At 60.8% G+C, this 13,521-nt stretch carries 12 protein-coding genes; 8 read left to right on the top strand and 4 right to left on the bottom strand.

Going from position 1 to position 13,521, the window contains the following annotated elements:
• The first annotated feature begins 86 nt into the window (after window positions 1–86).
• The 3 genes from B2246_RS19405 (at window position 87) to B2246_RS19395 (ending at window position 3,731) form a co-directional block, all read left to right on the top strand.
• Window positions 87–944, top strand: coding sequence for a 23S rRNA (adenine(2030)-N(6))-methyltransferase RlmJ (locus B2246_RS19405; RefSeq protein WP_008651658.1), 858 nt, complete (start codon window positions 87–89; stop codon window positions 942–944).
• Between the two features lie 1,565 nt (window positions 945–2,509).
• The gene (locus tag B2246_RS19400) at window positions 2,510–3,034 is read left to right on the top strand and encodes a phospholipase D family protein (protein ID WP_040011307.1); all 525 of its coding nucleotides are present in this window, start codon (window positions 2,510–2,512) and stop codon (window positions 3,032–3,034) included.
• Between the two features lie 247 nt (window positions 3,035–3,281).
• A complete protein-coding gene (locus B2246_RS19395) occupies window positions 3,282–3,731 on the top strand; it encodes a YdeI/OmpD-associated family protein (protein WP_008651656.1) in 450 nt (149 codons plus the stop codon).
• A gap of 38 nt (window positions 3,732–3,769) precedes the next feature.
• Here the strand turns inward: B2246_RS19395 and B2246_RS19390 are convergent, their stop codons facing one another.
• Window positions 3,770–4,744, bottom strand: coding sequence for a LysR family transcriptional regulator (locus B2246_RS19390; RefSeq protein ID WP_286880536.1), 975 nt, complete (start codon window positions 4,742–4,744; stop codon window positions 3,770–3,772).
• 149 nt (window positions 4,745–4,893) lie between these two features.
• Between B2246_RS19390 and B2246_RS19385 the strand changes: the two genes are divergently transcribed.
• The 3 genes from B2246_RS19385 (at window position 4,894) to B2246_RS19375 (ending at window position 7,224) form a co-directional block, all read left to right on the top strand.
• On the top strand, window positions 4,894–6,438 hold the full coding sequence (locus B2246_RS19385; protein WP_035882631.1) for an acetolactate synthase large subunit: 1,545 nt from the start codon (window positions 4,894–4,896) through the stop codon (window positions 6,436–6,438).
• Between the two features lie 138 nt (window positions 6,439–6,576).
• Complete coding sequence (locus tag B2246_RS19380) at window positions 6,577–6,987, top strand: tautomerase family protein (RefSeq protein ID WP_035882630.1); 411 nt, start codon at window positions 6,577–6,579, stop codon at window positions 6,985–6,987.
• Between the two features lie 15 nt (window positions 6,988–7,002).
• Window positions 7,003–7,224, top strand: a complete 222-nt coding sequence (locus tag B2246_RS19375) for an aldehyde dehydrogenase family protein (RefSeq protein WP_411431793.1) — start codon at window positions 7,003–7,005, stop codon at window positions 7,222–7,224.
• 29 nt (window positions 7,225–7,253) lie between these two features.
• On the opposite strand, the gene B2246_RS19370 is transcribed toward B2246_RS19375, so the two are convergent.
• Entirely contained in the window at window positions 7,254–8,966 is a 1,713-nt protein-coding gene (locus tag B2246_RS19370) for a thiamine pyrophosphate-dependent enzyme (protein ID WP_286880533.1), read from the bottom strand.
• A 255-nt stretch (window positions 8,967–9,221) separates the two neighbouring features.
• Window positions 9,222–9,443, bottom strand: coding sequence for a nuclear transport factor 2 family protein (locus tag B2246_RS19365; RefSeq protein ID WP_080709714.1), 222 nt, complete (start codon window positions 9,441–9,443; stop codon window positions 9,222–9,224).
• Window positions 9,444–9,673: 230 nt separating this feature from the next.
• On the opposite strand from B2246_RS19365, the gene B2246_RS19360 reads away from it, so the two are divergent.
• Window positions 9,674–10,576: a LysR family transcriptional regulator gene (locus tag B2246_RS19360; protein WP_008651648.1), complete on the top strand. Its 903-nt coding sequence runs from the start codon at window positions 9,674–9,676 to the stop codon at window positions 10,574–10,576.
• A gap of 585 nt (window positions 10,577–11,161) precedes the next feature.
• Window positions 11,162–12,058, top strand: a complete 897-nt coding sequence (locus tag B2246_RS19355) for a hypothetical protein (RefSeq protein WP_040011301.1) — start codon at window positions 11,162–11,164, stop codon at window positions 12,056–12,058.
• 402 nt (window positions 12,059–12,460) lie between these two features.
• Here B2246_RS19355 and B2246_RS19350 read toward each other — a convergent pair whose 3' ends face one another.
• A complete protein-coding gene (locus B2246_RS19350; RefSeq protein ID WP_286880531.1) occupies window positions 12,461–13,429 on the bottom strand; it encodes a SphA family protein in 969 nt (322 codons plus the stop codon).
• Between the last annotated feature and the right edge of the window lie 92 nt (window positions 13,430–13,521).

The raw sequence follows: 13,521 nt of genomic DNA, 5'->3' as shown, positions 1-13,521 counted from the left end.
TAGCATAGCGCCCTCCCCGCGCACCGCCCTGAAAATGCCTTCAAGGCCGTATTTGCGCGAAGTTTGCGCGCCGTCATTCCCTCGCCATGCTCAGTTATCGTCACGCCTTCCACGCCGGCAATCATGCCGATATCCTCAAGCACGCCGTCGTCGTCCAGTTGCTGGACTACCTGACGCAGAAGGACAAGGCGTTCTGGTACATCGACACCCACGCCGGCGCCGGGCTCTATGCCCTTGATCACGCCTACGCGCAGAAGAAGTCGGAGTTCGAGACCGGCATTGGCCCGCTCTGGCGCGCCGCCGCGAATGGCCAACCAATGCCCGCCCTGCTCGACGCCTACCTGGAACAGGTACGTGCGCTGAACGAGGACGGCAGTCTCAAGCACTATCCCGGCTCGCCGTGGCTGGCGTGGCAAATGCTGCGCGATGCGGACCGCCTGCGCCTGTTCGAACTGCACAGCACCGAGATCCAGGTACTGCGCGACAATTTCCGCGGCGCGGGACGCAAGGTCATGCTCTATGACGGCGATGGCTTCAACGGCATCAAGGCTATCCTGCCGCCCCCGCCCCGCCGCGCACTGGTGCTGATCGATCCTTCTTACGAAGACAAGCAAGACTACGCCCGCACACTCGATACGCTCAAGGCTGGCCTGGAACGCTTCGCCACGGGCATCTACGCAATCTGGTATCCCGAGGTGCAACGACGGGAATCGACCCAGCTACCGGCCCAATTGAAGCGCCTGCCGCTCAAGAGCTGGCTGCATGTCTCACTGACCGTCAAACACCCGGTCGCGGGTGGCCTGGGCCTGCATGGCAGTGGCATGTTCATCGTCAATCCACCCTGGACGCTCAAGACCGCGCTTCAGGAAGCCATGCCGAAACTGGTCGAATTGCTTGGGCAGGACGGCGGCGCGAAGTTCACGCTCGAGTCATTGGATGGCTAAATCCGCACTTCTGCTATCACCAGAAAGTGCTTCATGCAAATCCTTTTGGCTATGAGTGGGATAAAACTAACTCATTTGAGTTAATCCCCTCGCACGTAGGGCAGACGACGAAGATACATTATCAGACAATTCAAACTGTCGTGATTGACCCCACGATAATTCATCCCGGCCCGCCTGCTTCGCGCAGCGGGCTTTTTTTTCGGCTTTGAACGTATGGGGACAATAGGCTGCATGTCTCGATGCGCCAGACTTGTAGACGCAATCAGATTTCCAGTCCCTAGTCGCATGAACCGATTGATCTCAGCTCTTCTTGCCCTTGCCTCGGCAGCCTTCAGCGCAGGATGCTCATCCTTCGATCTTTGGCGCGGCACCTACGAAGGTGTCCGCAGCCACGATGCCGCGGTGAATCCTATGACTCCGGGAACGGTAAGGCAGACGCTTCCGCCCTATGAGGATTATGAGCGGGAGCGTGACAGGGCGCGTGGCGGGAATCCGTCTACCCAGGACCAGTAACTGGCAGAAAGCTCGATCCCCCACCCACCATGGCATGCGATGCCTCGCATTGGAGCCGCGTCCATCCGCAGATCTCCGGTAGCAAGAAGCACCATCCGAGACTGAGCAAAACCCGCCAGGCTTGCACAAGGCGGGTTGAATTCGACAAATCACCGCAACGATTCAGCGGTGATCAGCAGGGGAATATTATTTTGGCCCGTAGCGCCCAGAAGAAACCGCAGTAGACAGGGAAGAACATGAGCGCCCCTTCACTGCCGCGTAGCAGCCAACGGCTACGGCACAAGCGCCCTAACCTGCTGCGTGGCCGCCACGCGAAGGCGCCCAATGGCCTCAGACAACTCCACAGCCTCGCGTTGCTTTGGACCCAGTGGATCCACAGCGCAAATCGACACGCGCGCCATGATCTCTCGCCACTGGACGGCGGTAGGCGGTACTGCACCTCGGGCGTTCACAAAACCGCGCAACCAGTTCACAAATTCAACTTCACTCACTTCAAACCTCGACCATCAATGCCGGGGCATCACTTATCGATGCTCCCGCTCATACAGCCACCAAAACTCTGGACTGGACAAGGTTCAGTAAAGGCAAGGAACTACGATCGATACATAGAATTTTTCCTAAATTGCATCGACTCACTTCCGAATGATTTGGCCCTGACCCGTCGGTCACGCGGCCCGCATCGCCAACACGCGTACCGCTGCTGACCGGGCTTGCATCGACCAATTGATGGCCCGTATTAGCCGCCACGCCTGAATGTTCCGAGTCGTCAATGCCCCCTAGATCTCCCAACGATCTGCCAGCCTCATGACGCCCCAGAGCGCGAAGAACACAACAAAATAGGCGAACATGGCAAACTTCCTTAACTGGTTGGTACAACTTCATTTCAGCAACCAGCAAGAGCGGATCCAACCATCCAGCTCCGAATTGAACCTAGGAAACTTCCCATTGCGGGACCACCGGCCACGCCGACGCCAAAACAACCACTGCGAGCGTCGATGTACGTGGCGCATAGCCGGTCCAGCGCCATGCACTCCGACCAAGGCCCTAACGTCATGACAAGAATCCGAAGCATCGCCCTGGCCACCCTCCTCAGCATTTCATCTCTCGCCCATGCCGGTCCCAGCATTCAGGTCGGCTTCTCCCCAGAGGGTTCGGCACGAGAGCTTGTCCTGAAGACTATCGGTAGTGCGCAGCATTCCATTCAGATGCTCGCCTACTCGTTTCAAGCTCCTGACATCATGCAGGCGCTGGTTGATGCCAGGAATCGAGGCGTGGAGGTGCGCGTGGTAATCGACAAGAAGCGCAACCTGGGCAAGACGAGCTTGGCGGCCATGGACTTTGTGACCAGCAATGGTGTGGAACTGCGAACCAATGACCATTTCCACATCCATCACGACAAGACGATCATCGTCGATGGCAACACGGTTGAAACGGGCTCCTTCAACTTCGCGCCATCCGCCGAGACATCCAACTCCGAGAATGTGGTCGTCATTCGAGACATGCCGGAGATTTCACGCCAGTACATCGAGCATTGGCAATCACGGTGGAATCTGGGGAAGGCTTATCCGGCACGATAACGGAACCGCACCGGGAACCTTGGCGGCTGGTCGGTTCACGTAAATGGCGGTTCAGGGGCAGGGATTTGAAGCTGTCAATACTAGATTGCCCCGGCTTCGACTGGCGGGATGTCGTCTTGATCCTTCGCAGGCGCCAGCACGCGGTCACCTCTTCAGGTTATGCTCGGGCGTCATCGAGCCTTCCTTTGAGTACGATAGCCGCGCACATCCGCGTCGGGCCGCACCACATCTTCGGTTCTCCGATCGCATGAAACTCAAATTCCAGGCAAAGGTCGTCCCTTCGGGCAACGCAACGGCCGTCGAAGTTCCGAAGGATGGCATCGAGTCGTTCGGCGCGGGCGCGCGACCACCGGTCGCCATCTCCATCAACGGCCACAGATGGCGAAGCAGAATCGCCGTGATGAATGGCAAATGCTTGGTGGGTATCAGCGCGGCCAACCGGCGAGAAAGCGGTATCGCGGAGGGCGACCTCGTCGACGTTCTAATAGAACTCGACGAAGAGCCGAGAACACTGCCGGAACCGACAGACCTTTCTGAGGCCCTGAGGAAAAATAAAGGCGCCAGAGCCGCCTTTAATAGGTTGCCGTTTGGGCTCAAACGGAAGCACATCGCTGCGATTGAGGAGGCCAAGTCTCTCGATACGCGGCAGCGTCGCATCGCCAAGCTCGTCAGCGAACTGCAGCAAAGTTCGGCCTAACCCTTCGCCGCACACCGACGTGCTACGGCCGTAGCAGTTCAGCGAGACGGGTATCGACGCGGTTTAGGCTTCGACGCCGTGGCGGGATGACCCGCATCTCGCCGCAGTGCAGTCGGCAGTTCGGTCCTCAGCAATTCGATCCACGCGCGCGTTTTGGCCTCAAGGAACTTCCGCGACGGCATCATCAGGTAGACGCCGATAGCCGGGGAGCGCCACGCGGGAAGTACGACGCGTAGTTCGCCATTGCGGATGTGGTCCACGGCCGAGAAGATCGGCAGCAGCGCAATGCCCAGCCCGCTGCTCGCCGCGTGGAGGACAACGCCAGGGTTGTCACCCACCAGTGGGCCGCCCGCGTCCAGCGTGAAGCTGCGTGTGCCGTCCGTCATCGTCCAATCGGGCGTCGTGGACGGGTTGGCGATGCGCAGACAGGCATGGGCTGCCAGTTCTTCGACGGACTTCGGCGTGCCGCGCCGCTTCAGATAGGTTGGCGCCGCGCACAGCAAGCCGTAGGTTTCCCCAAGGGCCTGCGCCACCAGGTTCGAATCGGGGAGCCGTTGCGCCAGGTAGACGCTGGCGTCCACGCCTTCGGCAATCAGGTCCGGGGCGTATTGCGACGTGCCGTACTCCACTGTCACCTTCGGATACATCGCGCAGTACTTCGACACAAGCGGCACCACATAGCGTTCGCCAAACGCCGCCATGCAACGCACCCTGAGCCGGCCGGCCGGTTCGACATTTGCGCCGCCCACCCCGCTTTCCGCCTCGGCCACCATGTCGAGAATGCTCCGGCACTGGTCTGCATACCGCTCGCCGGCGCTGGTCAGCGCCAGCCTGCGTGTTGTCCGTTGCAGAAGTTTGGCCTGCAGGCGCTTTTCCAACTCGGAAACCAGCCGCGAGACCTGCGCCGTCGTGAGCGCCATCTGGGCGGCGGCGGCCGTAAAGCTGCCCGCATCGACGACCCGCAGAAACGCTGTCATCGCATGGAGCAATCCATAGTCGAGATTCTTACGCATGACGTAACAGAGTTTCCGAGTTGACTGTATTTTTACATCGAATCGAAGTTTCTACTATCGATCCGTGCTCGGTTGCACAACCTCGTTGCCCCGCTACGAAACCGCGGCGGACGAGGGTTCGATAGTGGTTCGATTTCGGAGTGTCAAGCATGAACGGTGCGGAAAGTCTGTTGCGCTCGCTGGTGGCGTGTGGCGTGGAGGTGTGTTTTGGCAATCCGGGCACGTCGGAGATGCATTTCGTGGCGGCGCTCGATTCGGTGGATAGCATGCGCCCCGTCCTCGGCCTGTTCGAAGGCGTGGTCACTGGCGCCGCCGACGGCTACGGCCGCATGGCAGGAAAGCCCGCCGCCACGCTGCTGCATCTGGGTCCGGGCCTGGCCAATGGCCTGGCCAACCTGCACAACGCGCGGCGGGCATCGAGCCCGATCGTCAACATTGTTGGCGACCATGCAGCGTCCCATTCGCGCTACGAGGCACCGCTGACTTCCGATATCCAGGGATTCGCGCGGCCGGTATCGCAATGGATTCACTCATCCGCAAGCGCGCTGACGGTTGGCGCCGACGCCGCGCGCGCCGTGCAAGCGTCGATGGAGGCACCCGGCCAGGTGGCCACACTGATCCTGCCCGCGGATACCGCCTGGGGCCAGGCCGATACCGTCGCAGCGCCACTGCCGCTACCGAGTCGGGCGCCGGTAAGCGGCGCCACCATTGCGAACATCGCCGCGCTCGTCCAGCGTGGCGTGAAGACGGCGTTTCTGCTGCGCGGTGACGCTTTGCAGGAACCGGCCCTGCACGCCGCAGGCAAGATCGCTGCGAAGACCGGTGCCCGCCTGCTTTCCGATACGTTCGCCCCGCGCCTGCAGCGTGGCGCCGGGCGCGTGCCCGTGGAACGCCTGCCGTACTTTGCCGAGCAAGTTGCGGATTTCCTGGCTGGCACCGAATTGATCGTGCTGGTCGGCGCGCAGCCACCCGTCAGCTTCTTCGCCTACCCTGACAAACCAAGCTGGCTGACGCCGGAAGGATGCCGGTTGGCGGTGCTCTCCCATGCGCACGAGGACGGCACCGGCGCGCTGGAAGCGCTGGCCGACGCGCTCGGCGCAAAAGGTTCGATCGCGGGTCGCAGCGTACGCAAGTACCTGGAGCCTTCTGCCAGCGGCCCCCTGACCCCCGAGTCGATCATGCGCAGCGTGGCCAGGCACCTGCCCGAGCAGGCCATCGTCACCGAGGAATCGGGCATGGCGATGGCGTACTACGGTCTGACCGAATCAGCCGCGCCGCACGATTTCCTGACGCTGTCCGGCGGGGCCATCGGCAGCATGATGGCGCTGTCGATCGGTGCCGGCATCGCCTGCCCGGACCGCAAGATCGTCAACCTGCTCGGCGACGGCAGCGCCATGTACACGGTGCAGTCGCTGTGGACGCAGGCTCGCGAGAAGATCAACGTTGTCAACGTCATCTACGCGAACCGCGGCTACAAGATCCTCAACAACGAACTGAAGCGTGTTGGCGCGTCACAGGACGGGGCGCGTGCCGCGTCGATGTTCGATCTGCAAGATCCATCGCTCGACTGGGTGGCACTGGCCACAGGCATGGGCGTGGAAGCGGTCCGCACGGTCTCTGCAGCAGACTTCGACGCCGCGTTCGCTTCCGCGATGCAGCGCCCCGGGCCGATGCTTATCGAGGCGCTGATCTGAGCGCTATGCGCTGGAGCCATTCCCGGGCGGCGAATCGAACCTGCCGATGCGACCACCGTATCAGCCGGAATCGGAAGCAGCGATCAACGCCCGCTGCCGGCTGACTCACACCCTTTCATCGACCGAAGAGAATCGATCATGCCAATGACCCACGTATCCATGCGCAAAGGCCAGCCCGCGGCGTTCCGCGCCGCGGTGTTGGAAGCCATACACGAGTCCCTGCAAACATCGCTCGATGTGCATCCGGAAGCGTTCTTCATGACCATCAGCGAACACGAGGATGCGAACTTCCACGCCAACATGACGTATCCGTTCGTGCGTTCGCCAAATCTTCTGCTCATCCAGATCACGCTGACAGCGGGCCGGTCTACCGGCGACAAGCAGCGGTTCTATCGCCATCTCGTCGCACGGCTCGAATCCGGTTCCGGCGTCAAGCCGGCCGACGTGTTCATCAATCTGATCGAAGTCGCCAACGAGAACTGGTCCCCTGGCAACGGGCTACCAATCGCTACTGCGCTTCAGCCAGACGCAACTCATGGACCAGGCTGACAAGCGCGCGCAACCGTGCGGGCACGAAGCGATGGCCTGAGTGCCCTGTTGCCGGGCAAGAATCGTGAAAGCCGCGAACGTGTGGCACACCAGATCGATTCGAGCCCCGTGCTTGTCAACACCTTGGCCCACGAGCCGCGCGCACCGTTTGGCGGCTTCAAGCATTCCGGGCTCGGGCGAGAGATGGGCCGATGGGGCATGAGCGCGTACCTTGAGCCCAAGACGTTGCTGACTTGAAGCAACGCCTGGGTCAAACGCTTGGGTCTTCAGCGGAAGTTCTCGCGCACCATTTCCAGTACATCCGCGCCACGTCCGTTGAGGATGGCGCGCACGGAGTACATCGCCATACCGATCACGGGGCCGGCTTCCAGGAAGGGTGGCTTGACCAGTTCCAGCGGATTGACGATCACGTTAAGCAGCGCGGGGCCGGGTTGCGACAGCCACTCCCGCACGGACGCGTCCAGCTCGGAGGCCTTGCGCACGGTCTTTCCCCAGAGGCCGATGGCCTCCGCCACCTTGCCGAAGTCTGGGTTCTTCAGTTTCGTGAAGGTGTCGAGCATGCCCTCGGCCTTCTGCTCGATCTCGACGAAGCCAAGCTTGCTGTTGTCGAACACCACGATCTTGATTGGCACCTCTTCCTGGATCGTGGTGAGCAGTTCGCCGAACAGCATCGCAATGCCGCCGTCGCCGCACATGGCGATGATCTTGCGATCGGGGCATGCCTTTTGCAAGCCCAGCGCGCTGGGCAGGGCGCTCGCCATGGTGCCGTGCAGGAGACTGCCGAAGATCTGGCGTTTGCCGTTGGCATCGAACAGACGCAGCGCCCACACGATCGGACTGCCATCGTCAGCGCAGATCAGCGCATCCTCGGCGGCGTGCTTATCGATGATCGACGCGAGGTACGAACCGGGAATGCTGTCGTTGTGCCCCGGGATGAGAGGCTTCCTTGCCGCTGCCATCGCTTCGGCATAGCGCTTGATGTATTTCTCCTGGAATGACGCGTCCTCGCGCTGGTCCAGATGCGGTAGCAATGCCTGCAGCGTGGTCTGGATGTCGCCTACCGCGCCCAGCGTGATGGGGTGGCGCCGGCCCAGATGCGTTGGGTCGATGTCGATCTGCACGATCTTTGCCCCGTCGGGATAGAACTGGCGCCACGCGAAGTCCGCGCCGAGCAACAGCAGCGTGTCACATTCGAGCACCGCGTTATAGCCAGCTTCATTCCCCAGGATGCCCGTCATGCCGATGTTGTACGGATTGCCCGGTTCGAGCCAGTTCTTCGCGCGCGAGGTGTGAGCGACCGGTGCCTTGAGCTTTTCCGCGACGGTCATGATCTCGGCGAGCGCATGCTCGCAGCCGGACCCCGCATAGATGGCAGTTTTCTTGCCGGTATTTAGAACCTGCGCGATGGCTCCAATCTCCGCATCATTCGGCCGGATGGTCGGACGGCTGTGGTGCACGCGATAAGGGAAGTCCTCCTTCACTTCGCCATGGGAAATGTCTACCGGCACGATCAGCACGGCAACGCCGCGCCTGGCCAGTGCGGTCTGACAGGCCATCGCGGTTTTCCTGCGGGCCTGTTCTGGCGTCAGGATCATGTCGCAGAACACCGAGCATTCCTTGAAGACCGACTTGAAATCTACCTCTTGAATGAACTCGAAGCCCATCTCGCTCATCGCTACCTGACTGGCGATCAGGACAACCGGAGCGCGATTGCGATTGGCCTCGTACAGGCCGTTGATGAAGTGCAGACTGCCTGGGCCGCAGCTTCCGGCGCACGCCGTCAGGTTGTTGGTGTATAGCGCTTCAGCGCCTGCGGCGAAGGCGCCCGCTTCTTCGTGACGAACACCGACCCAGTCGATGGAACTTCGATCGAGGTGTTCGGCGATCAGGTTGAGGGTGTCGCCGACGATGCCATAGCAGCGCTTGACGCCAGCCTGCTCGAGTACCTCTACGATGATCTCCGCAACTTTCTTGCCCATTCTTATCTCCTCTACGCTGGAACTGGAAAGCTGGCGAGGGTCCGCTTCGCCATCTTGTCACCCCTATGGCCCCGGAGATCGACGAACATTCTTTGGTTCGCCAGTGGAAAGCCGAGCTTGCTGTGCCTGATGTCCGTCGTTCGTGAGAGCCAGGCCGCGCTGTTGCGTCAGATCAATCGCACGCCGAGAGCATCGGGGCGACCCAGACCAGCGCACACAGCAGTTGCTCCAACCATACCTGTCGCACCCTCCCCTTCACCTCAATGCGCGGTTTTCGCTCCAGACCACAAACAACAACCGTTCGGCGAAGCGCCATGCGCCTTCTTGCTTGACGAAGGAATCGGTGTACCGAAGCGCGGCGATCATTACTTGTCGCGCTTCACCGTCCACTGTTACGTGGCGAGCCAGGCAGAATGTTTCTCCCTTCGCGCGGTCAGATGTCAGATCGAACAAGGTGCTCTGACCAGGACAATGCATGGTGCGTAGTACTGATTCAGGTCAGCGAAAACCGGCATCCCGCAGGTCGAACGGCGGTTATCAGGGCGTGCAAGCAAGGCGCAGTCCAAGTCGTCGCTCATATCGCTAGCAACCTGGGCGTTCGGTTGGGCACCACAGTTTTGCCCGCGCCGGACGTTTCGAGTTTAGATAGCCTCATCCGATGCGTCCAAGACCTACTATTTATCTGTCCGATACCCTTGAGGCATGAAATGGAACTGAGGCATCTGCGCTATTTCGCGTGCGTCGGCGAGGCGGAGCACTTCGGGAGGGCAGCGAAGGTGCTCAAAATCGCACAGCCAGCGCTTTCGCGGCAGATCCGGGATCTGGAAGCTGAGTTGGGCGTCGCGCTCTTCGATCGCTTGCCGCGCGGAGTACGGCTAAATGCTGTGGGGCGCTCATTTCTCGACGACGTCCGTCGTATTCTGCGCGAGGTGAATGAGGCGAAGCTTCGGGTGGAGCGGATCGCCGCCGGTCAAACCGGAACGCTGCGAGTGGGATTCGGTGAAACCCAGGCGTGGCATGGTGCCGTACCTGACTCGCTACGCGCGTTCAGTGAACAGCACCCGGCTGTGGAACTCGAACTCCATGCCATGGCTTCCAGTCGTCAGATTGATGCGGTCAGCTCGGGAAATCTGGACGCAGGATTCATCTTCAGCCTGACAAAGCCCCCTTCGGAGTTCGCACATCGAAATGTCGCCAGGCACAAGCTGGTGCTGGCCGCACCGAAGGATCATCCCATCATGTCGCTCGACAGCGTGCGCTTGCGTGAACTCCGTGATGTTCCCTTTATCTGGTTCCATCGGTGGGTCTATCCACTCTTCCATGATCGCTTAATACGCGCGTGCCTTCGCGACGGGGCTCTGGCGCCACAAATTGTCCAGCAGGTCACAGATCATGCGACGATGCTCAGCTTGGTATCTTGTCGCCTCGGTGTCGCCTTCGTCAGCGACGCGACGCGGTGGCAGTGCCCGGCTGGCGTGGCCCTTCGCCCTGTCGACGATTTGAACTTTCCATTGCCGTTCTATTTGATCTGGAAGAAAAACAATTCCTCGACACTACTGCGCGAGTTTCTGGAAAACGTCTGGACGGTAACGAGTGCGCGCGATAGCTGACGGCAGCGTCGCATGACCGCGATCGCCGTACACCTCGAACCTGTCGGATGCCTCAGAAGAGGCGCTATGAAACGCTTCCAACAGACAGTTGACCCAGAGGACTGGAATCGGCGCCCATAGCTGCTGCGCCGCTCCCCAATCTGCGGCGAAAGCCTGAGGGCTTCCGCTTTTCTTCGCTGCGGGAGCCATAGGGCTTACAGCCCCCTCTTACCGAGGCCGTTAGCGCACGCTCGCAAATCCGGCTTCACACACTCCGCATGGGTAATCTGGTAAGCAGTGATGATCTCTTCCGCCGACCAGTGGTTTAACGCGCAGACTGCAACCAGCAGCAGCTTGCGGTCTAACACCGGTTGCGCCTCCTGTTCCCGGGTAAGCCGCCGCAATGCCGGCAGAGCGGCGGCGGCCTCCTCCCAGAAACTGGTAGGCGTTCTTGGCCTTCCCTTTGGGCCAATTGAGTCGCCCATCAAGACCGGATAGGTTGGGAAGCGGGACGTTTCGTGCCCAGAGGTAGCCGGGCTACCTCATTCATTCACGGCATCGCGCAGCAGCTGTGTGACAACAATTCGATCATCGAAGGCGTGATCAATGGAATTGGTGCAATGGGGACGTCGTCCAGGTAGGGGCGATTTCGGGGTGCCCATTTCGAGGCTCCGTGCGAAACGTATCGGCCTCGCTATCCTCCTTGCTATCGCTACTGGCTCGGGACATGCCGAATCGCCGGACGCGGGTGGATGGAAATTTGCAGTCGCACCCTATCTCTGGTTACCCAACGTGAGCGGTGCTTTCAGCTTCTCCGGAAACTCATCAACAGGAGGGGGTAGGCTCGACCTGGGAACCGGGCCGGACAGCTATCTCCAGAATCTGCAGTTTCTTCTGATGGTGCAGGCCGAAGCCAGCAAGGGGGACTGGGCGATCATCGCTGATGGGGCATATCTCGACTTCAGCCACCAACAAACCACCCTCAATGCCGTCGGCGCCGGGAGCGGCGCCGTGGTTGCCATCCCTCGCGAGTTGGCGACGAATACAAGCAGTAGCCTGAGCGGTGGGCTCTTCGGGCTTGCCGCTGCCTATACCGCGGTGCGATCGCAATGGGGAACGGTCGAGCCGCTCGGCGGGCTTAGATACCTGAACCTCAGCGCCAGCGCGAACTGGACACTATCCGCCACGTTCACGCAGCAAGGCGCGACTCTGGCGACGCAGGGAAGCCTGTCGCAGACAGCAAATATCTGGGATGGAATTATTGGTGTTCGCGGTCGCCTACGTCTCGGAAACCTTGATAGATGGTATGTGCCGTACTACGTCGACGTCGGGACCGGCTCTTCCAGATATACCGTGCAAGCGTCCGGTGGCGCGGCCTATGCGGCAAGCTGGGGAGATGTGCAATTGACCTATCGCTACTTGACGTATCAACTCCGCAGCGGCGACCTTGTTCAAAGGCTTACGCTGAAGGGCCCCATGCTAAGCGTGGCCTTTCGCTTCTAAATGCTCGTTTGCCATCAGCGCGCCTGGCGCCCCACCTCAGGGGCTGGCAATCACGTAGTCCGGTGTTACCCCTGCAATGGTCGTGCAAACGATCCATACCTAATGACCGCCTGGGAGTCGGTAGTCGCCTGCGATACAACTTCGTGGCTCGCTGTCGGTCCCCGCAAGCCGGAATGGCCAAATACCGAACGGCTCCGGCCAGCTTATCCAGCACGCCGGCTGCCTCATAAGGCTCGGTAGCCGCCTTCTGTGCCAGGAAGCCCTTGCCTGGATAGGCGGAGGGCCGAGACCGGCCATTTGCCGACGTTCGTCAACGGCTCCAAATAGCCTCTCGAACGTCGGCCTCCGCGCCCGGCCATCTGGCATTCGAGGGCTACCGATGCAAGTCGCAGGATGGAGCTGTCAGAATACAAGCGTTGCTGTTGCCAAGACAGTGGCAGTGCTATCCAGCCGGTTCTTGCTGGTGACCGTAGGCACCCAGCGCACGCTGAATGAAAGCGGCGCCTTGCCGCCAAGCTTGGTGTCGTACGTGACGATCGGCCCGATCGTGAAGTCGTGGCCGCGGAAGCCATTGAGGCGGTCGGCCGTGGGCCCGGTGTCGTTACCCAGTTGCTGAACCGTGCCCATGACGATCCCTGTACCCCAGGCGCCGAACTTCTTCAGCCCCATGACATCGAGCGTGAACAACGGTGCATTCTGATAGTTAGTGGCGCTGTTGCGCGTATAGAACTGGAACGCAGCCACGCCGTTAAATTCGAGCCCGTATTGCGGCATCACGTGCGTGAATGCGGCCTGCGGCACGAAAGTCCAGTTGTTCAGGCTCGGATTGGCCAGCGCGTTCTTGTCATATTGCCCAGTGGGGGCCCAGACATTAAAGCTCAAGGCCATGTGGCTGTTCTTCGAGAAGTGAAAGCCGGCGATGATCGGGCTGAAATAGATGTCGTAAAGATTCGATGCCCGATCCGAGGCGCCACGCGAGAAACTGGCGCCGCCGGCGGTCACGCCCGCGTTGGTGTGCACCGAAGTCCAGACATAGGGTAGCGTGAAGCTCGATGCAAAACTCCAGGCGCCGGGGCCCGTATCCCACACCTTCATCAGTGTGGCCAGCGTGAACGCGATCTTCGCGTCAACGCCCAGCGTGGTACGGCCACCAATCGGCACCTGGCGACCGCCGCTGATCGATCCGTCCATGTAGAGTTGCTGGAGATTGGCTATCCATACCGGCTGGTCCGGGATGACGGCAACGTTGGACGACACGCTGGTGCCCGCCACCGGTCGGCCCAAAGCGCCCTCCGTGGCATGTCCAGCCAGCGGCGCCATCAGACTGCCAGCGGCGATGGCGGCCAGGACGGGTGCACCTGCACGCTTCATGGTGTGTCTCCGTGTCAAGAGTGTTGCTACGAATTACAGTGGGTGCGGATGCGACATTGCGAGGGAACGCCAAGACGCGCCTCACCCTTGGC

The sequence above is a fragment of the Cupriavidus sp. UBA2010 genome (assembly GCF_002335265.1).
In the GTDB taxonomy this organism is placed as follows: Bacteria; Pseudomonadota; Gammaproteobacteria; order Burkholderiales; family Burkholderiaceae; genus Cupriavidus; species Cupriavidus metallidurans.
The sequence above is the reverse complement of the archived record's forward strand: the minus strand, read 5'-3'. Positions and strand labels throughout refer to the sequence as shown.

Excerpts from the sequence above, each read along its gene's own strand:
- B2246_RS19355 (WP_040011301.1), top strand. The coding sequence starts at position 11,162 with ATGGAATTGGTGCAATGGGGACGTCGTCCAGGTAGGGGCGATTTCGGG.
- B2246_RS19360 (WP_008651648.1), top strand. The coding sequence starts at position 9,674 with ATGGAACTGAGGCATCTGCGCTATTTCGCGTGCGTCGGCGAGGCGGAG.
- B2246_RS19405 (WP_008651658.1), top strand. The coding sequence starts at position 87 with ATGCTCAGTTATCGTCACGCCTTCCACGCCGGCAATCATGCCGATATC.
- B2246_RS19365 (WP_080709714.1), bottom strand. The coding sequence starts at position 9,443 with ATGCATTGTCCTGGTCAGAGCACCTTGTTCGATCTGACATCTGACCGC.
- B2246_RS19380 (WP_035882630.1), top strand. The coding sequence starts at position 6,577 with ATGCCAATGACCCACGTATCCATGCGCAAAGGCCAGCCCGCGGCGTTC.
- B2246_RS19390 (WP_286880536.1), bottom strand. The coding sequence starts at position 4,744 with ATGCGTAAGAATCTCGACTATGGATTGCTCCATGCGATGACAGCGTTT.
- B2246_RS19385 (WP_035882631.1), top strand. The coding sequence starts at position 4,894 with ATGAACGGTGCGGAAAGTCTGTTGCGCTCGCTGGTGGCGTGTGGCGTG.
- B2246_RS19395 (WP_008651656.1), top strand. The coding sequence starts at position 3,282 with ATGAAACTCAAATTCCAGGCAAAGGTCGTCCCTTCGGGCAACGCAACG.
- B2246_RS19350 (WP_286880531.1), bottom strand. The coding sequence starts at position 13,429 with ATGAAGCGTGCAGGTGCACCCGTCCTGGCCGCCATCGCCGCTGGCAGT.
- B2246_RS19400 (WP_040011307.1), top strand. The coding sequence starts at position 2,510 with ATGACAAGAATCCGAAGCATCGCCCTGGCCACCCTCCTCAGCATTTCA.
- B2246_RS19370 (WP_286880533.1), bottom strand. The coding sequence starts at position 8,966 with ATGGGCAAGAAAGTTGCGGAGATCATCGTAGAGGTACTCGAGCAGGCT.